Source organism: Lactococcus sp. LG606, assembly GCF_017309645.1.
Lineage (GTDB): Bacteria > Bacillota > Bacilli > Lactobacillales > Streptococcaceae > Lactococcus > Lactococcus petauri.
Map to the genome: position 1 here is coordinate 1,574,067 of NZ_CP071301.1, position 18,322 is coordinate 1,592,388.

General features: G+C 38.0%; 17 protein-coding genes and 1 tRNA gene. 8 read left to right on the forward strand and 10 right to left on the reverse strand.

The window, feature by feature from the left end; translation table 11 throughout:
• Positions 1-30: 30 nt before the first annotated feature.
• From J0J35_RS07755 to J0J35_RS07785, 7 genes are all read right to left on the reverse strand, one after another.
• Positions 31-543: a cysteine hydrolase family protein gene (locus J0J35_RS07755; protein ID WP_019336043.1), complete on the reverse strand. Its 513-nt coding sequence runs from the start codon at positions 541-543 to the stop codon at positions 31-33.
• A 104-nt stretch (positions 544-647) separates the two neighbouring features.
• Positions 648-2,009, reverse strand: coding sequence for an APC family permease (locus J0J35_RS07760; RefSeq protein ID WP_019291515.1), 1,362 nt, complete (start codon positions 2,007-2,009; stop codon positions 648-650).
• Positions 2,010-2,156: 147 nt separating this feature from the next.
• Positions 2,157-3,110, reverse strand: a complete 954-nt coding sequence (locus J0J35_RS07765; protein WP_061414208.1) for an L-threonine 3-dehydrogenase — start codon at positions 3,108-3,110, stop codon at positions 2,157-2,159.
• Positions 3,111-3,176: 66 nt separating this feature from the next.
• Positions 3,177-4,367 (reverse strand): glycine C-acetyltransferase, encoded by a 1,191-nt coding sequence (locus J0J35_RS07770; RefSeq protein ID WP_206916537.1) that lies wholly within the window; start codon positions 4,365-4,367, stop codon positions 3,177-3,179.
• 227 nt (positions 4,368-4,594) lie between these two features.
• On the reverse strand, positions 4,595-5,602 hold the full coding sequence (gene tdcB, locus J0J35_RS07775; RefSeq protein ID WP_003133199.1) for a bifunctional threonine ammonia-lyase/L-serine ammonia-lyase TdcB: 1,008 nt from the start codon (positions 5,600-5,602) through the stop codon (positions 4,595-4,597).
• 24 nt (positions 5,603-5,626) lie between these two features.
• On the reverse strand, positions 5,627-6,721 hold the full coding sequence (locus tag J0J35_RS07780; RefSeq protein ID WP_019291512.1) for an alanine dehydrogenase: 1,095 nt from the start codon (positions 6,719-6,721) through the stop codon (positions 5,627-5,629).
• Positions 6,722-6,899: 178 nt separating this feature from the next.
• A complete protein-coding gene (locus tag J0J35_RS07785) occupies positions 6,900-7,745 on the reverse strand; it encodes an aldo/keto reductase (RefSeq protein WP_165720181.1) in 846 nt (281 codons plus the stop codon).
• A gap of 119 nt (positions 7,746-7,864) precedes the next feature.
• Here J0J35_RS07785 and J0J35_RS07790 point away from each other — a divergent pair, with 119 nt between their 5' ends.
• The 7 genes from J0J35_RS07790 (at position 7,865) to J0J35_RS07820 (ending at position 13,487) form a co-directional block, all read left to right on the forward strand.
• Positions 7,865-8,344: an S-ribosylhomocysteine lyase gene (locus J0J35_RS07790; protein ID WP_019292973.1), complete on the forward strand. Its 480-nt coding sequence runs from the start codon at positions 7,865-7,867 to the stop codon at positions 8,342-8,344.
• 14 nt (positions 8,345-8,358) lie between these two features.
• Complete coding sequence (locus J0J35_RS07795; RefSeq protein WP_014025452.1) at positions 8,359-8,508, forward strand: hypothetical protein; 150 nt, start codon at positions 8,359-8,361, stop codon at positions 8,506-8,508.
• A complete protein-coding gene (locus tag J0J35_RS07800) occupies positions 8,505-9,518 on the forward strand; it encodes a Gfo/Idh/MocA family oxidoreductase (protein ID WP_206916538.1) in 1,014 nt (337 codons plus the stop codon). Before J0J35_RS07795 ends, J0J35_RS07800 begins: the two co-directional genes overlap by 4 nt.
• A 97-nt stretch (positions 9,519-9,615) precedes the next feature.
• Positions 9,616-10,458 carry an ABC transporter ATP-binding protein gene (locus tag J0J35_RS07805; protein WP_019292970.1) on the forward strand — a complete coding sequence of 281 codons (843 nt, stop codon included), beginning with the start codon at positions 9,616-9,618 and terminating at the stop codon, positions 10,456-10,458.
• Positions 10,451-11,953, forward strand: a complete 1,503-nt coding sequence (locus tag J0J35_RS07810) for an ABC transporter permease/substrate-binding protein (protein WP_019291508.1) — start codon at positions 10,451-10,453, stop codon at positions 11,951-11,953. Before J0J35_RS07805 ends, J0J35_RS07810 begins: the two co-directional genes overlap by 8 nt.
• A 96-nt stretch (positions 11,954-12,049) precedes the next feature.
• A complete protein-coding gene (locus J0J35_RS07815) occupies positions 12,050-13,318 on the forward strand; it encodes an NAD(P)/FAD-dependent oxidoreductase (protein WP_019291507.1) in 1,269 nt (422 codons plus the stop codon).
• Between the two features lie 83 nt (positions 13,319-13,401).
• A tRNA-Leu gene (locus J0J35_RS07820) sits at positions 13,402-13,487 on the forward strand.
• A 442-nt stretch (positions 13,488-13,929) separates the two neighbouring features.
• On the opposite strand, the gene J0J35_RS07825 is transcribed toward J0J35_RS07820, so the two are convergent.
• The 3 genes from J0J35_RS07825 to J0J35_RS07835 all read right to left on the reverse strand — a co-directional run bounded on the left by J0J35_RS07825 (position 13,930) and on the right by J0J35_RS07835 (position 17,012).
• On the reverse strand, positions 13,930-15,276 hold the full coding sequence (locus J0J35_RS07825; protein ID WP_206916539.1) for a family 20 glycosylhydrolase: 1,347 nt from the start codon (positions 15,274-15,276) through the stop codon (positions 13,930-13,932).
• 221 nt (positions 15,277-15,497) lie between these two features.
• Entirely contained in the window at positions 15,498-15,701 is a 204-nt protein-coding gene (locus tag J0J35_RS07830; RefSeq protein WP_019291506.1) for a hypothetical protein, read from the reverse strand.
• Between the two features lie 213 nt (positions 15,702-15,914).
• The gene (locus J0J35_RS07835; protein ID WP_227671636.1) at positions 15,915-17,012 is read right to left on the reverse strand and encodes a glycosyltransferase; all 1,098 of its coding nucleotides are present in this window, start codon (positions 17,010-17,012) and stop codon (positions 15,915-15,917) included.
• A 257-nt stretch (positions 17,013-17,269) separates the two neighbouring features.
• Here J0J35_RS07835 and J0J35_RS07840 point away from each other — a divergent pair, with 257 nt between their 5' ends.
• Positions 17,270-18,304 carry a YdcF family protein gene (locus J0J35_RS07840; protein ID WP_206916540.1) on the forward strand — a complete coding sequence of 345 codons (1,035 nt, stop codon included), beginning with the start codon at positions 17,270-17,272 and terminating at the stop codon, positions 18,302-18,304.
• The last annotated feature ends 18 nt before the right edge of the window (positions 18,305-18,322 follow it).

Sequence of the window (18,322 nt, forward strand, 5' to 3'; positions counted from 1 at the left end):
AAAAATAAAAAAGAGCTATTTTTGCTCTTTTTAGTCATTAATCACATTAATTTGACAAGATTTCATTGTTTCTAAAGCTGCACGATGACTTTCTGGAGTTACACCCGCACAACATGAGGCATCAACAGTAATTTTTACTTCTGGAGCAAATGACTTAATCAATAAAGCATTTGAAACCACACATATATCCGTACAGATACCAATGAGTTCCACTTGCTCCACATTCTCATTGCGGATATATTCTGCAAGCTCTACTGAACCAAAGATATTTTTTTCGAACACACGTTGAAAGCCAACTTGTGCTTCCTTACGTATTTCCCAACCCTGAGTACCTTTTTGACAGTGAATTACTGGCAAGTTTTGTCCTTCTTGAGTTGTTAGGTAATCTTCAAAGTGTGTATCTTGTGTAGCCAGTCGTTCACTTTCAGCGTAAGACACCAACTTCTCAATAACCCTTGGAACAATAGCTTGCGCTTCTTTTGTGCCCAAAGAACCATCTATAAAATCATTTTGAAAGTCAATCAATACCAGTAATTTTTTCATAAGCAAATTATAGCAAATTTACTTTAAAAAGCAAATACTGATAAAAAATAAGCTCTCCTTCCAGATCCAAAAGAAAAACTCCACACTCGGAGTTTTTTTCTATATTAACGATGGTACTTCTTGTCTAGATGGTTGTAAACAGGAAGACCAATTAAAGTAAAGACAACACCAACCAAGGCTGGAACTTGGTTACTCATATAGTCTGAACTAATCAAGGTCATGACTAAGATGAAGACACCACCAATAATTGCAATAATTGGAATAACTGGATAAAGTGGTACTTTATATGGACGGACTAATTCTGGTTCGCGCTTACGTAAGATAAAGACCGTTATGAAAACCATAGTGTAGAAAATCCAAATTACAAAGACCAACATATTTGTTAAGAAGTCAAAAGCATCGCTTGAAAGCATTGTTACAACTAACATGATTGCTGCAATTGCAACTTGCAGAATACCTGAGTTTACGGGCACGCCGCTCGCTGAGAGCTTTTTAAACGTTCTCCAGAAAGGGAAAGATTTCTCTGTTGCCAAAGCGTATGATGCACGCATTCCTGTCATTGAATAACCATTAATTGTACCGTAAACAGAAATTAAGATACCAATTGTGACAAGTTTACCTCCCATACCACCAAAAATTGTATTGGCAACAATAGCAGGGAGATTCGGATCATTTTCCATCAAGGTTGGAATACCTAAAGTACGAATATAAGCTGCATTGATAAAGACATATACAAACATGATAGCAACAATACCAAGAATAATCGCACGAGGCAAATGTTTAGCAGGGTTTTTCATTTCACCGGCAATATTACCAGCATAAATCCAACCGTCATAGGCAAACATAGTTGCTAAAAGACCTGAACCAATTGCAGACGCCAAGGATAAGTTTTCTCCTGCTGTAATAGGAAGCAATTGGAAATCAACACCACCAGGACGAAGTAACCCAACAACAACAATCAAGGCAATCGGAATTAACTTAATCACTGTTGTAACGGACTGAAGGCCTCCCGCAGCTTTAGAACTAATGAAGTTAATTAAGGTAACTGTAATTGCTGCAATTACACCGACTATTGCAGTGTTAGCTGCGCTCACATTCATCCCAAACAAATTTAAAAATTGTGTACCAAATACAACAGAGAGTGCTGCAATATTTGCAGGGAAATAGATAATAGACTGTGCCCAACCTAAGAGAAATGACCAACGTTTACCAAAACCACGTTGAATATAGCGAATCATCCCACCTGTTTCAGGGATAGCAGCAGCAAGTTCTGCAGCAGTTAATCCCCCACAAATTGAAATGATACCACCAAGTATCCAAACCAATATGTGCAATCCTGGTTGGCCTGTGAGTTCCGCAACTCGTCCAGCCTTGAAGAATACACCTGCACCAATAACCGTACCCATTACTGTTGTAAGGGCAGGGAAGAAACCAAGCGTTCGCTTCATTTCATTTTTTTGTTCCATAAGAGCTCCTCTTTCAAAGATAAATTTTTGATAAGATTAATAATAACAATGCTGACTCCTAACATCAGCATTAGAGAGTAATCTTGTAACCGATTACTCTCTTATTTTAACATAATTTTAGATTTTGTGATGGGATGAACTTAGTTTTTAGCTTTTTAATTTTTCTGTAAGTTTTTCAAGCATTTCTTTCGTCATTGCATCTAAATCATATTTAGGATTGAAGCCCCATTCTTCTTTGGCACAAGTTGCATCGATAGAGTTTGGCCAGCTGTCTGCGATACCTTGACGGACTGGATCTACATCATAATCCATTGTAAAGTCTGGCATAAATTTTTTGATTGATGCAGCAATTTCTTCAGGCTCAAAACTCATCGCAGTAATATTAAAAGCATTACGGTTTACTAATTTGTCTGCAGGTGCATTCATCAAGTCAACAATGGCATCGATAGCATCAGGCATGTACATCATATCCATCTTTGTGCCTTCAGCGATAAAGCTTGAGTAATGACCATTTTTAATTGCCTCGTAGTAGATATCTACAGCATAGTCTGTCGTTCCTCCACCAGGCAATGTTTTATAAGAAATCAAACCTGGGAAACGTACACCACGTGTATCAACACCAAATTTAGTGTAGTAGTAATCACAAAGCAATTCCATAGAAACTTTAGTCACACCGTACATTGTATTTGGACGTTGAATAGTTACTTGAGGTGTGTTGTCCATTGGAGTGCTTGGTCCAAAGGCAGCAATAGATGATGGTGAGAAGTATTGGAGGTTAAGTTCACGCGCTGTTTCTAAGGCATTAACCAAGCCACCCATATTCAAATTCCAAGCAAATTGTGGCTTTGCTTCTGCAACAGCTGAAAGAAGTGAAGCCAAGTGGATAATTGTATCCACACCATTATCTTTAGCAATTGCCATCATTTTGTCACGGTCCATGACGTCCAAAATTTCAAAATGTCCGTCAGTCACAACTGGATTACCTTCAACTTCACGTACATCTGTTGCGATAACATTATCAACCCCAAGATCTTTACGAAGACGTTCTGTTAATTCTGATCCGATTTGTCCGAGTGCGCCTGTGATGAGTACTTTTTTCATTATATTTTCTCCAATATATTTGTTGTATGCTTACTTGTAATAGAAAGTTTTTATTGCCCCAAGAAATTAAATCAAGCCGATCTCTTTACCTACTTTGGCAAAAACAGCAACAGCTTCATCTAACATTTCTTTCGTATGCGCTGCTGTAGGAATCGCACGTACACGTCCTGTTCCAAGCGGTACAGTTGGGAAGACGATAGGTTTAACATAGACGCCATTTTCAATCAATTTCTTAGAAAACTCTTGTGTTTTTGCTTCATCTCCAAGAATCACTGGTGTGATTGGTGTTTCAGATACACCTGTATCAAAGCCGGCTTTTTGTAATTCTTCTTTGAAGTATTTTGCGTTGTCCCAAAGTGTTTCAACATATTCTGGATGATCATGCATTAAGACAAAGGCTTCTTTTGCTGCTGCTGCTGCACCCGGTGTCAATGAAGTTGAGAAAAGGAAAGGACGTCCTTGTGATTTAAGCCAGTCAACCAAAAGTTTTGAGCCCGCTACATAGCCACCTACTACACCAATCGCTTTTGAAAGAGTGCCGATTTGGAAGTCAATCTTATCTTGCAAGCCAAAGTGTTTTACTGTGCCGGCTCCGCCGCCCATAACACCAGAACCATGCGCATCATCAACGTATGTAATCAAATCATATTTTTCGGCAATTTCGACAATTTCTGGCAGTTTTGCAACGTCACCATCCATTGAGAAGACACCGTCTGTGATGTACATTACTTTATTATATTCACCAGACTCGGTAGCTTCTTTTGCTTTTGCTTCAAGATCAGCCATATCTTGATGCTTAACACGGATAATTTTAGCACCTGAAAGACGACATCCGTCAATAATTGAGGCATGGTTTAGTTCATCTGAAAGAATCGCATCACCTTTTTTCATTACGGCGCTAATCGCTCCCATATTACAATTGAAACCTGATTGAAACGCAATCGCGGCTTCTGTGCCTTTAAATTCAGCGATTGTTTTTTCTAATTCAATGTGTATATCTAAAGTGCCGTTGATAGTACGTACTGCACCAGCTCCAGCTCCATATTTATCTGTTGCATCTTTTGTTGCTTGAATTAATTCAGGACGTGTCGCAAATCCCAAATAGTTATTTGAAGCAAGGTTAATCATCTTGTTGCCCGCAACTGTAATCTCAGGACCATTAGCGCTATCTAAAACGTCAATTGTGTTGAGCAAACCCCTTTGTTTAAGGTCTCCAAGCCCATTTTCGAGGAACTGTGTTAAAACTTTTGAAGTCATTCTATAACCTTCTTTCAATTTTTAGTTACACGTTTTGTAACCGTTTACAGTAAGTTTAACACTTTTTTTTTACTCATGCAAGAATTTTTTGCACTTTGATTAAATTTTAATTTAAATTACATGTCTTTGTGAATTTCGTGATATCAGAGTAAATTATCTCACGATTAAAAAAAGACTGAACTATACAAAAAAAGACTTTGAAATTCAAAGTCCTTTTGTTTTAAGAATTATTGATCATTGTCATTGGCAATGAGAAAATGATCCACAACATCTTCAATACGGGCCAAGTCAACATTCCCTCCTGAAACGATAGAAACAACTTTTTTGCCTTTCACATAATCATCAACTTTACCTGAAAGAATAGCTGCTGTTGCAAGAGCGCCAGCACCTTCCACCACAATTTTCGTACGTTGAATCAAATCTTTAATGGCTAATTCGATTTCTGCTTCCGTTACAAGAACCATATTATCAACGATTTGATTGACTACTTCAAAAGTCAATTCACCTGGATAAGCCACATGACAGCCATCTGCAATCGTTGGTGCTTCATCATGGTGCACTTTCTTACGTTCTCTAAAAGATGCAGTCATACCATGGCAATTTTCAGCTTGCACACCAATAACTTGGATATTAGGGTTAAAAGATTTCAAGGCAACCGCAACACCTGAAATCAAACCACCACCGCCTACTGGCACCAATACTGTGTCAACATCCCACAGATGATCTAAGATTTCTAGACCGATTGTTCCTTGTCCAGCCATTACTTCTGCATCATCATATGGAGGAATATACGTAATATTATTTTCCTTAGCGTAAGCCTCACAAAAGGCCTTTGAGTCATCAAACTGTTCACCTTCAAGCATTACTTCTGCACCATAGCCACGTGTGGCATCAACCTTAGCTTGAGGTGCACCTTTTGGCATAACAATAATGCTCTTGATACCGAGAAGTTTGGAAGTTAAAGCCACACCTTGAGCATGGTTCCCTGCTGAACACGCAATCACTCCACGATCTTTCTCTTCTTGAGATAATTGAGCAATCTTATTGAAAGCGCCACGGAACTTGAATGAGCCTGTTAATTGCATATTTTCAAGTTTCAAGTAAACTTCGCCACCTGTTTTAGCAGTCAAGAACATTGACTGAATCAAGGGTGTTTCACGTGCATATTGTTTAACAGTGTTTTGAGCTTTTTTAATATCTTTAATTGTAATTGGCAGATTTGCTAAATTTGGCATAATTCTTTTTCCTTAGATTTCTTTTTAGAGTTCCGTATAAGTGACATCAATTGAATCAGCAAGTGCTTTAGAAACAACTTTTCCTTTATAAACACTCAACCCAGATAAGAGTTCTTTTGATTTCAGCGCCTCATCTAAGCCTTTGACTGAAATATCCTTAAGGAAAGAGATATTGCCCTGAGCCAAAGCAATTGTCGCTGTACGAGGTGTTGCTCCTGGCATATTTGGCACAGCGTAATGAATTATGCCGTGTTTGATGAAGACTGGATCCGCATGGTTTGTTGCATGATCGATTGTTTCAACAGTTCCCCCTTGGTCAATAGCGATGTCCACGATAACAGAACCTGGTTTCATAGATTTAACCATATATTCTTTGACTAATTTTGGTGGTTTAGCGCCAGGGATTAAGATTGTTGAGATAAAGACATCTGCAAGTTTAATATTTTCTTCCAATGCTTCTGTTGTTGATTTAACGATTTCAACTGTTTTTCCTGCATAGCGTTCTTTAAGTTGGGCGATACGCGCATCACCAAGTTCAATGATAATAACCTTACATCCCAAAGCAACAGCCATATCGGCAGCATTTTCTGCAGCATTACCTCCACCGAAGATAACAACTGTACCAGCCTCGATACCTTCAATACCAGGAAGAAGAATTCCTTCCCCTTCATGTTGTTTTTCAAGATAATATTGCCCAATATTAACTGCACGACGTCCCGCAATAGCTGACATTGGTTTAAGCAACTCAAGCACACCATTGATTGAGATATTTTCACCGGAAATAGCTGTTACACCGACTTCCATCATTTTTTCCACACAAGCTTTATTGGCTGCCAAGTGTAAGAATCCCCAAATAATTTGGCCTGGTTTGAAATATTTATATTCAGATTCCATTGGTTCTTTGACTTTAACAATCAGCTCTGCTTCCCAAGCAGTTTCTGTATCGACGATTTGTCCTCCAGCCGCTTCATAAAGGTCATTTGTAAAACCACAACCTGCACCAGCATTACTATCGACAAGTACTTCATTACCTGCTTCAACGAGAATTTTTACGTTTTCTGGAGTCATCCCTACACGTGCTTCACCTTGTTTTGGGTCTTTAATTACACCAATTTTCATTTTGTTTCTCCTTTGTGAATTCTTTATCAATTAAATGATAGCACTTTCATATTCATTTAGCAATTATTATTGTGAAATAAAACACTTTTTTAACGTTTTATTATTCTTCCTGTCTATATTCTGTCAATTATAAAAAAAGACACTCAAATCTTACAATTTGAATGTCCTTAAATTTATTTTAGTGGTCCACTTCGTCTGGATTGCGTGCCAGACCTGCTTTCCCATGAAGGCTGTCAATAAAGGCGATATCTTCTTCGGTCAAATCAAAATCAAAAATATCCGCATTTTCTTTAATACGGCTTGCCGTCACAGACTTAGGTAAAGGAAGATAACCTTTGTGTAAACTCCAACGTAAAACGACTTGGGCAACTGTTTTACCATATTTATCTGCAATATCCGCCAATTCAGTAACCGCAAAGATTTTACCTGTGCCAAGTGGGCTATAAGCTTCTGTCAAAATATCGTGTGCTTTATTGAAAGCTACAACCTCTTCTTGCTGATCCGAAGGATTAACCATAATTTGGTTGACAACAGGTTTAATTTCAGCAACTTCCAATAAAGGTTCTAAGTGACGTGGATGGAAGTTAGACACCCCGATAGCTCGAACTTTTTTGTTCCGTACGCCTTCTTCCATTGCTTTCCAAACCGCAGCATTACGCTCTGCAAAGTTTGGTCGAAACGCTTTTGGATTTGGCCAGTGAATAAGATAAAGGTCCACATAGTCTAAACCTAGTTTTTCCAAGCTTTCATCTAGTGCTGCTCGGGCATCTTCTGTTGTACCAACAGCCCAAAGCTTTGTTGTAATAAACAAGTCTTCACGAGCAATTCCACTGTCTTTAATCGCGCGTCCCACCGACTCTTCATTGCCATAGACAGCTGCTGTATCAATATGACGGTAGCCAACTTCTAAGGCCGTTTTTACAGCTTGATATGCTTCTTCACCATCTTTAGATTGCCATGTTCCAAAACCAACTTTTGGAATTGTCATACCATTTGCGAGAGTGTAAGTTTCTGTAAGTGACATAATTTCTCCTTTTCTTTACTTTCTAGCTTCATTCTATCACTTTACGAGGTCAGACAAAAAAATTTTGGTTCAAAAAATGGTAAAATAGAAGAATACTAAGAATACTGGAGGTAGAAAATATGGCTGAAGTAGAATCATTCCAGCTCGATCACACAAAAGTTTTAGCACCTTACGTGCGCCTAATTGGGACAGAGACTGGTCCTAAAGGTGACATTATCACCAACTTTGATGTCCGTTTTGTGCAACCTAATCACGGTGAAATCCCGACAAGTGGGCTACATACTATCGAACACTCAATGGCAAGTTTGATTCGTGACCGTATTGATGGCATGATTGACTTTTCTCCTTTTGGATGTCGTACTGGCTTCCATATGATTATGTGGGGCGAACCAACTGCTGAGGAGATTGCTAAAGTGATCACTTCATCTTTGGAAGAGCTCGCAGGAGACAGTTTCACTTGGGATAATGTCCCAGGGGTTGCCGAAAAAGAATGTGGAAATTATCGCGATCACTCATTATTTTCAGCAAAAGAATGGGCGAAGAAAATTTTAAGTGAAGGTATCTCCTCAGATGCTTTCGAACGTCGCCTTATAAAATAGAGAGAAAGAGAACCATGGGAAAGTATCAATTAGATTATAAAGGGCAAGCCTCTGTCCAAAAATTCCACGAAAAAAATTCAAATAAAAAGACAGATAAATTGTCAAAAATCGAAGAATTAAAAAAACAACACCAAGCGAAAAAGAAAAAAGAGAAGAAAGCATGAAAAAGTTAAACATTGCTTATGTTGGTTTTGGGAAGTCCACCAATCGCTATCATATTCCTTATGTTAAAATCCGTGAGCACTTCAACATTGCGCGCATTGTCAACCGTAGCCTAGGCAAACGTCCTGAGCAAGCTATTCTTGAGGCTGAAGGAACTATTTTTTCAACAGACATCAATGATATTATTCAAGATGATTCAATTGATTTAGTCATTGTCGTCACTCCAGGTGCTGCACACTATGAAACCAGTAAAAAGCTTTTACTGGGTGGAAAAAACGTTATCTGTGACAAACCGCTAGTAGAAACGTTAGAACAAGCCGAAGAATTAGTTGGTATCGCTCAAGAAAAGAAGCTCTTCTTTATGCCTTTCCAAAACCGTCGTTTTGACAGTGATTTTTTGACAATCAAAAAAGTTTTGGATGCGGGTTACCTAGGAGATTTGCTTGACATCACTGTAACCATGGATCATTATCGCCCTAATGATGCGACTTCTGGTAAGAACTTTGACGGCGCCTGGTATGGCCATGGTGTACACATGGTTGACCAAATGGTTTCACTCTTTGGACAGCCAAAAGATGTACAATACGATATTCGTTCAACACGCGATTCAAATGCTGTAGATGATTACTTCTCTGTAAACTTGCTTTACACCGATTTCCGAGCAACAGTTCAAGCCACTGAACTGGCTGCACTCAAACGTCCCAAATGGGTGCTTTATGGTTCTAGAGGAACTTTAATTAAAGAAAGCGTTGACCAACAGGAAAATGATTTGAAGGTGGGAATCTTCCCGGGAAGTGACGGTTTTGGGGCCGATGCACCGCAAGATTTTGCTCAATTGACATACTACAATCAAAATGGCGATCGTATTGAAAAGTCAATTCCTACGGTTTCAGGCGATTATGGTCGTGTCTATGATGCAGCTTATGAGTCACTCGTGAATGGAGCTGAAAAACTCGTTTCGGATGAGCAAATTTTGACAGTTATTGAAACTTTAGAAAATGGCTTTAAATAAAAAGTCCTCTTTGAGGGCTTTTTCTATACCCTTCCATCCATAAAAATAGCAATCCATTTCCTGAAAGAACTGAAAGATAAAATGTTAAAATGACACTATGACTATTACATTTAAAAATGTCACTAAAAAATACGGAGACAAAGCCGTACTTTCAGATATCAACTTATCCATTGAAAGTCACGAGTTTTTTGTTCTCGCAGGCTCTTCTGGTGGCGGAAAAACAACATTACTCAAGATGGTTAACCGGCTCATCGAACCCAATGAAGGGCAGGTCCTCATTGATGATCAAGATATTCAAACAATTAACTTAAGAGACTTGCGTCTTCAAATAGGATATGTGCTTCAACAAATTGCGCTCTTTCCTAACATGACCGTTTTAGAAAATATTGGTATCATCCCGACAATGAAAGGTTGGAGCAAAAGAGAAACGCGTGAGCGCGTACTCGAACTCCTTCCTTTAGTGGGTCTAGATGCTGAAAAGTACCTTAACCGATACCCTCATGAACTTTCTGGAGGTGAAGCACAACGGATTGGTATTTTGCGTGCTATCGCCTGTAAACCAAAGATTATTTTAATGGACGAACCTTTCTCCGCTCTGGATCCTATCTCCCGTAAACAGCTACAGGAACTGGTCAAAGATTTGCAGAAAACCTTAAAAATCACAACGGTTTTTGTTACCCACGATATGTCTGAAGGAATGGCGATGGCTGACCGTATCGCAATTCTCAAAGACGGCGAACTTCAACAGGTGGGACGTCCCCAAGAAATTTTAAATGCCCCAGCAAATACTTTTGTGGCGGACTTCTTCACTGATTATCAGCAAGACTTGTCTCAATATAAATTAAAAAATCTTGAACAAGTCCTTGCAACTCATGATTTTTCGGAAGAAACGCCTTTGGGGGAAATCTTAAATAGTCTGGAGGACGATGCTCATGAATAATTTGATTTCTACCTTTCAACAGCAAGAGCACCAGTTTTGGCTTGCTCTTCTAGAGCATATCCAAATTTCCTTGGTTTCTCTTTTTATCGCTATTTTAATCGCTCTTCCCCTTGCTTTACTTTTAAGACGTTACCCCAAAATTGCTGAGCCCGTACTGCAACTTACCGGAATTTTCCAAACGATTCCAAGTTTGGCCTTACTTGGATTATTGATTCCTTTTATTGGGATTGGTTCTTTGCCAGCTATTGTCGCATTAGTTGTCTACGCTCTTTTTCCTATTATTCAAAACACCTATACCGGTCTTCAGCAAATTGATCAGTCTTTAATTGAAGCAGCAACTGCTTTTGGGATGAACCGACGAGAGCGCTTGATGAAGTTTGAGCTGATACTTGCTCTTCCCTTTATTATGGCTGGTATTCGTACAAGTGCTGTCATGATTATTGGGACAGCAACTTTAGCTGCACTTATTGGAGCAGGCGGACTCGGAAACTTCATCCTCTTGGGCATTAACTCCAATGATGTTAACCTTATCCTGATTGGAGCGATTTCTTCTGCTTTATTAGCCGTTATTTTCTCAACCTTACTCCGCTTCTTGGAAAAAGCAAAAATTCGGACCATTCTGATTAGTTTCTTTGCTGGTCTTTTACTCTTGCTAGGGTCGTATTATCAACCTCAATCCAATACTCATCCACAGATTACCATTGCTGGAAAGCTCGGAGCTGAGCCGACACTTTTGATAAATATGTACAAGGAAGTCATTGAAAAGAACAGTGATATCGAAGTCACACTCAAGTCCAACTTTGGAGACACAACCTTCCTTTACAATGCTTTAAAATCCAATAAAATTGATATTTATCCTGAATTTTCTGGAACAGTCTTAACGACATTCTTGAAAAAAAACACAACCTCCACCGATCCCAAAAAAGTTTACGAAGAGGCACGCACAGGTATTGCTAAACTTGATAACTTTGCCTATCTTACACCTATGGAGTTTCAAGATACTTATGCTTTAGCTGTGAAAAATAGCTACGCCCAGAAACATCACCTTAAAAATATTTCTGATCTCCAAGGGCTTCCTTCAGTTAAAGCTGGCTTTGACTTAGAATTCGCACACCGCCAAGATGGCTATATTGGCATTCAAAGTTTATATGGACTAAATTTTGATGTGAAGACAATGCAAACAAGTTTGATCTACAATGCCTTGAATAGTGATAGCATTGATTTAGCCCAAGTTTATTCCACAGACAGTCAAATCAAACAATATGAACTGACCGTCCTGAATGATGATAAAAATCTTTTCCCACCATATCAAGCAGCTCCTTTGATGAATAAAAATCTCCTTAAGAAATACCCCCAATTGGAGCAAATTTTAAACCGACTTTCAGGAAAAATTACCAATCAGGAAATGATTGATATGAATTACGCCGTCAATGTTGAGCAAAAAGATCCTGCTGCCGTGGCACATGACTTTTTAGTGAAACACAGTTTGATTTAAAGGTTGAGCTTAAGAACTCTTACATAAGGGTTCTTTTTATATATTTCATAAGCGAGCGCAAGAAATCAGCACCTGAAACTATGCTATAATGAAGTTATGAAAAAATATGATGTAATCGTTGTTGGAGCCGGACCTTCGGGTATGATGGCAGCAATAGCTGCTGCAGAAAATGGTGCACATACAGCTTTAATTGATAAGAACAAAAAAGTAGGAAAAAAACTGTTGATGACGGGAGGCGGACGATGTAACGTTACCAACAGCCATTCGGTGGACGAAATTATCACCCATGTCCCTGGAAATGGCCGCTTCTTGCACAGTGCTTTTGCTCAATTTTCAAACTTAGATATTATTGACTTCTTTGAAAAAAATGGTATTCCACTCAAGGAGGAAGACCATGGTCGAATGTTTCCTGTAACCGATAAATCTCGAACAATTGTTGAGGGCCTTTTCAGTAAAATAGAGGAGCTTCATGTGGACTATTTTCCAAACGCTGCTGTAACTGAACTCAATATAGAACATGGTGCTATTACAGGACTTGAAACAGAAACAGATAGCTTCACAGCCTCCTGTGTTGTCTTATCTACTGGCGGACGCGCCTATCCCTCGACAGGTTCCACTGGTGACGGTTATAAATTAACACGAAGTGCTGGTCATACAATCACAACACTTTATCCGACAGAATCCCCATTAATTTCTTCTGAAACATTTATTAGTGAGAAAACTTTACAAGGTATCTCTCTTCGAGATATCCGATTAAGTGTACTTAATGCTAAAGGGAAAATCATCATTGAACATCAAATGGACATGCTCTTCACGCACTTTGGTCTCAGTGGCCCTGCAGCACTTCGCTGTTCTAGCTTTATCAACCAAGAACTAGCTAAAGGCGCAGAAAGTGTGACTGTCCAGCTGGACAGCTTCCCTGACATATCTGTAGCACAACTCTTAAACGACTTGAAAAATACTGCGCGTGACAATGGCAAGGCTGTTAAAAATGCTTTTGCAGCGCTCACGCAGGAACGCTATTTACTTTTCTTACTGGATAAAGTTCAAATCGACGCAGATATACCTGCAAAGCAATTGACCGAAAAACAGTTGGAGAAATTTTCTCATATCCTTAAAGCATTTCCAATCCAAATCGATAAAACTTTTCCGATTGAAAAATCTTTTGTCACTGGTGGAGGCGTTCAACTTAAAGAAATTAATCCAAAGACAATGGAAAGTAAATTAACAGCCGGTCTATATATGACTGGGGAATTGCTCGACATTAACGGTTATACGGGTGGCTATAATATCACTTGTGCTTTTGTGACTGGTCATGTAGCAGGTACCCATGCCGCAGAAATGGCCTCTTATATGAAATACTGAACATACTTTATAAAAACATCTAAAAGTTAAGTTCATTCTTGCATTCTTTCTCGTGAAATGGTATTATATTAAAGTACCAATTCGCGGAAGTGGCGGAATTGGCAGACGCGCAGGATTAAGGATCCTGTGGCCTATCTTGGCTGTGCGGGTTCAAGTCCCGCCTTCCGCATCTATATAAGAATTTAAGCACCAGTCTTGTAAGACTGGTGCTTTTCTTTTTTTATTACTAAGTATGCTACAGTGGACAATGGATAAAAATACGTGAATATTATTACTTTTTAAAAGCAAGCATTAATAGAAGAACTACTTTTATGTACTAATCAAAACCTCCCAATCAAAAAAAACTTCTATCCTTTTGCTAGAAGATTCATTAGAAGTAACAATAGTATGTAAGTCTTAATATGAGTACAGGAGCGAAGCCCTTTTCTAGCACTTATATCATCAAAAAAATTGAAGTCAGAGATGACTTCAAAAACTTTATAGGTAGCTATGCACAGTAGATATCAAATCCCGTATACGATGAAACTCTCCAGATTTTAGTTGAGAATAAATATATCAATTAACAAATAGATGAGTATACTGAAACATAAAAATATTGAATTTTTTATTCCTTATGGATTCAATAATTCTACAAAAGCTTCTACAAAATCTTTTGTATGTTCTTGAATTTCTAAATCAGTATAATTTCCTGCTTCACCACCCCAAATACTGATTGCTCCACCAATAATACTTGGAGATAAAGAAGTAAACAATCCTGAATTTAGATAGAAATGAACCAATTTAAAATTGTTCTTCATATCTTGAATAGTATAAGCCATCGCATCCGGTTGGAATGCACGATCACCTGCAATCATATACAAGTAATAACCATTATAATTGAGTAACTCAAAGCTTGCATCCATCAATTGTTGGGCTCGTGCATTATTTGCAGTTCCTGATTGAGTGTAAGCATCCGAATCATCCAAATCTAAACCACCACTCAAGCTCCAATACATCACTTGAATATCTTTATCAAATGATTCTACATCTTGAGAAGCAATATAATCATTATACATCCGCATCTTGAAACCATTTTGCTTTATAAATTGATTCATTTGATTACAAAAATTTACAAAAGCAGGATTGGTTATCGGATGAATATCTGTATTTGGAGCAATGACTCCTACTTCATCTGCACCGATTGAAAAACAAGCATTCTCTTGTTTGGAGAATATATCAAAGTATTCTCCGAGCAATTGTTGGGCGAAAATAATCGAAGCTTCTTTGGAATAATCCATTGTTTTAGAAACATACATATTCGCATCGTCTTGTTTTATACTGTTATATAAATCTATTGATAATTCTTTCACGAGATTCAAAATTGCCGTCATATGTCCCGGAATATTAATTTCTGGAATAACGAGTACATTTTTAGACTGAGCATAAGCCACAATTTCTCTCAAATTATCTTTTGACAAGAAAGGCATTCCTGTATTTGGATTGATATACATATTATTTTCAAATACTGCTCCCTCTACGGTTTGTCCAAGAAGCTCACTTTCCATACCAACATTTTCATTATCTGTCATATGCAATTGTAAGTATGGGTGTTTCGCTAAAGCGAGTGTATCAATAAATAGTTTAATGACCTCAAAAGAATAATAATGGCGCCCCATATCTATATTTAAACCCGTTAAAATGGAAGAAAGTTCAAGTTCCGCATTCAGCACCAAACCGCCTTCTGGAAGGCCATAATCAGCCGAATCTTGAGGATTTTCCAGCGCCCATTGAATATCCTCTGAAACAATCGTATAGGTGGGGTTAAAAATATCTTTCACCAGTAAGTAACCATTCGGAACGTGGTTAGCTATGCCAACCACCGTACTTTCACTTACTTCTCCTAGAGAGATTGGTGTCCCTACCCATTCCCAATTTGCATTTCGAAATTGTATGTATGCTTGTACACTTACCTCATTCATCTTTGTTACTCCTTTTTTATATATTTGTTTCAATAACATTACTAGCTATTTGTATATTACTACAGTCAAATCATTATATAAATTGTGTAACCTTGAAAATTGTAATTTTAAATTCTGAACGGAGGAGAATTGATAATTAAACAATTAGCAATTCAGGATATTTAGAGTATAAGTTGTCAAAGTTTGAGCTTTAAGTCAAACTTCATTATTCTCTTTTAATTTTAATATGAAGGTTTTTCTGTAATCGTTGCTGCCAATTCTACCAATGCTAACACTGGTTTACCTCTAAGCGTAAGGTAGAGCTTTCTTGTGCCTTTTTCATCATTAATGAGGAAATGTAAACCAACGCCTGATACAAATTTCAGAATATGGAAGACGATACCAATATTAATGAAATAAGAAACGATAATCAAGAAGTTTTGCATATTATTTCCTCACTTTTATTGTTTTTGTTTATCTGCGTAATTTATTATATATAAAAGCAATATAGATTACAAAAGATATGCAAATCATTTTAAACATTTCTTTTGCATTACTTGGAAATAACTAAAAAACGCTAAACTATGACTAGTTTATGCGTTAATATTTAGATAATTTGTAACAAATCAGCTGTGGCCTGTCGTTTTCCCCCCTCTTTTTTAAGTGTGCTTCCATTTCATATCTTTACCTGTCAGGAAAGACCATAGAGCCGCGGCATAGAAAATCAAGAGAAAGATGGCATAGACAATTTCGGGGAAATAACTGAGTGCCACAAGGCGACATTTCCAGCCTTGATCCCAAACGGTAGTCACTTGAACGAAGAGATAAAGTATGAGAAGTACGATAGAAGTTATTCTAGACCATCCCAAAACCGCTCCCTCACTAAGCACTACCTGAATCAAATAAATCGTAAAGGCAAAAAGAACAATCGGAGTGATAGCAAGCGCCATATACAGCCCAATTTGTTGCACCCAATAAATCATCCGCATCCAAGGTGGCATTTTTCTGCCATATTCTTTAATATTTTGTAAAGCACCAATATACCAGCGTTTACGCTGATGGTAAAGCGAGTTATAATCTTCCATAACATCAGTTATGGACTTCACACCTACATGAGGTACTGAAAAGCCTAAAACGAGGATAGCCAAAGTCAGCTCATTATCCTCTGTCATGCTATCGACATCATAGTAGCTTTCCCCCTCTGGTAATAGCTTACCTTCTAAACGTGCTCCCTTTATTTCTTTGAGAACATCCCAACTAATCAAGCTAGCTGTTCCTGACAAAACATAAACTTCAGCTCTTTTGTGAACTAAGCGGGCAAAGCGAGCAAATTCCATTTGTTGTAAAATCCCAAGTAAGTTGGTTGAATTACGTCCAACAAAGATAGAACTGACCCCACCCACACGCGCTTCTTCTATCATTTTTTTCTCAGCTTTTTCGATGAAATCAGGCTCTATCATCGTATCCGCATCCATAACTAAAACAGCAGAGCGTTGAGCATCTAATGTCGGAGAAAGTTTTTCTAGTGCCCAGTTAAGTGCACCTGCTTTTTTCTTCTCATTTTTCCCTGGCATAACCAAAACTTCTGCCCCAGCGGCCATAGCTTCTACAGAGGTCAAATCCGTTGTGTTATTGGGTACGACAAAGATGCGATCAGGTAATCTCGTTTGTTCATAAATGCTGCTTACCGCTTCTCCTATACTCCCCGCTTCATTCCATGCGGGAATCATTACAACGATATATAGCGTTTCCTCCATAAGAAAAAGTCCCTTCATTCTGTACGATCTGTTTGAACAATTATAAACATTACTTTTAAGTAACTAAGATAACAAACATATATCCATTGTAATATTTTTCTTAGTAAATTCAAAACATCTTCCCAGCATATGGACTTTTCTTAGGCAATTTTAAGTTTTTGTTTCTCACAGTAGTCCTTAGCGTCAGCGAGTAATACAAAATACTAGTTTACCAAGGCGCGAACATGGTATACTAATTTTATCTATTGGAGGACTTTATGCTATATCTACTCTTTTTTCTCGCTATTTCTGGGATAGGCTATTTGCTAACAAAATTTAAAGATCGCAGTATCTTGGGCGGGCTGCTTTTTGCTGCTGGGTTGATTCTCTCATTTTTCACCCTTTTAATTCTTGGACTCGTTTTCCTTGATAAAACCTCCTCTCATGGTTCAATGCTTGCTTTAGCAATTTTTTATTTACTTCTCCCTCTCATCTTTTTAGCTGTATGCATCTATCTCATTTTCAATTCACAAACGATGCGTACTAAAGAAGGAAAAAGTTTAACTGCAAAGCTCTCCGCTGCCATGGGCTTAAATTTAATCATCAGTTTCCCTCTTTTTCTATTTTTAATCACGGGTATGTTCAAACTACCACTTTTTCTGGATATAATTTTGTTATTTATCCTCTTACTTGATTTAATACTGTCCTTCATCTTTATTGCTTACCTCTTTTATTCTTGGATGTACCAGATGCTGCCGCTTAAAAAGCATATTGACTATATTATTGTACTTGGGTCTGGTATTTCTAGTGAATACGTTCCACCGCTTCTTAAAAGCCGCTTGGACAAAGGGATTGAATATTTCTACAAAAATCCGAATGCGAAATTTGTTGTGAGTGGTGGGCAAGGTGCTGATGAGCCTGTTTCTGAAGCTTATGCTATGCGTAAATACCTCCTCTCTCAGCATATTCCTGAAAATATGATTATTTTAGAAGATCAATCAACTACAACTTATGAAAATATGCTTTTTTCAAAACAGCTTATTGAAGAAGATTGGCTCACAAGATTTGAGGTTGGCCACCCAGCACCAAGTATTATCTTTTCAACCAATAATTATCATGTACTCCGTGCACGTTTATATGCCCGTAGAGTGCAGCTTAAGGCTGAAGGGGTTGGCGCACCAACAGCACTTTATTTCTTACCCACAGCCCTCATACGTGAATATGTGGCCCTCTTATCACATAATAAAATATGGGTTATGAGCCTCATTGGTTTTGTTTTCTTCGCTTTATTATATAGCTTTTTACCAATATAAAAACACACGGTTAATGAA

Coding starts and splice junctions, on each gene's coding strand:
- J0J35_RS07760 (WP_019291515.1), bottom strand. CDS start 2,009: ATGGAACAAAAAAATGAAATGAAGCGAACGCTTGGTTTCTTCCCTGCC.
- tdcB (WP_003133199.1), bottom strand. CDS start 5,602: ATGCCAAATTTAGCAAATCTGCCAATTACAATTAAAGATATTAAAAAA.
- J0J35_RS07830 (WP_019291506.1), bottom strand. CDS start 15,701: ATGCAAAACTTCTTGATTATCGTTTCTTATTTCATTAATATTGGTATC.
- J0J35_RS07790 (WP_019292973.1), top strand. CDS start 7,865: ATGGCTGAAGTAGAATCATTCCAGCTCGATCACACAAAAGTTTTAGCA.
- J0J35_RS07780 (WP_019291512.1), bottom strand. CDS start 6,721: ATGAAAATTGGTGTAATTAAAGACCCAAAACAAGGTGAAGCACGTGTA.
- J0J35_RS07765 (WP_061414208.1), bottom strand. CDS start 3,110: ATGAAAAAAGTACTCATCACAGGCGCACTCGGACAAATCGGATCAGAA.
- J0J35_RS07800 (WP_206916538.1), top strand. CDS start 8,505: ATGAAAAAGTTAAACATTGCTTATGTTGGTTTTGGGAAGTCCACCAAT.
- J0J35_RS07770 (WP_206916537.1), bottom strand. CDS start 4,367: ATGACTTCAAAAGTTTTAACACAGTTCCTCGAAAATGGGCTTGGAGAC.
- J0J35_RS07835 (WP_227671636.1), bottom strand. CDS start 17,012: ATGGAGGAAACGCTATATATCGTTGTAATGATTCCCGCATGGAATGAA.
- J0J35_RS07755 (WP_019336043.1), bottom strand. CDS start 543: ATGAAAAAATTACTGGTATTGATTGACTTTCAAAATGATTTTATAGAT.
- J0J35_RS07815 (WP_019291507.1), top strand. CDS start 12,050: ATGAAAAAATATGATGTAATCGTTGTTGGAGCCGGACCTTCGGGTATG.
- J0J35_RS07810 (WP_019291508.1), top strand. CDS start 10,451: ATGAATAATTTGATTTCTACCTTTCAACAGCAAGAGCACCAGTTTTGG.
- J0J35_RS07805 (WP_019292970.1), top strand. CDS start 9,616: ATGACTATTACATTTAAAAATGTCACTAAAAAATACGGAGACAAAGCC.
- J0J35_RS07785 (WP_165720181.1), bottom strand. CDS start 7,745: ATGTCACTTACAGAAACTTACACTCTCGCAAATGGTATGACAATTCCA.
- J0J35_RS07825 (WP_206916539.1), bottom strand. CDS start 15,276: ATGAATGAGGTAAGTGTACAAGCATACATACAATTTCGAAATGCAAAT.
- J0J35_RS07840 (WP_206916540.1), top strand. CDS start 17,270: ATGCTATATCTACTCTTTTTTCTCGCTATTTCTGGGATAGGCTATTTG.
- J0J35_RS07795 (WP_014025452.1), top strand. CDS start 8,359: ATGGGAAAGTATCAATTAGATTATAAAGGGCAAGCCTCTGTCCAAAAA.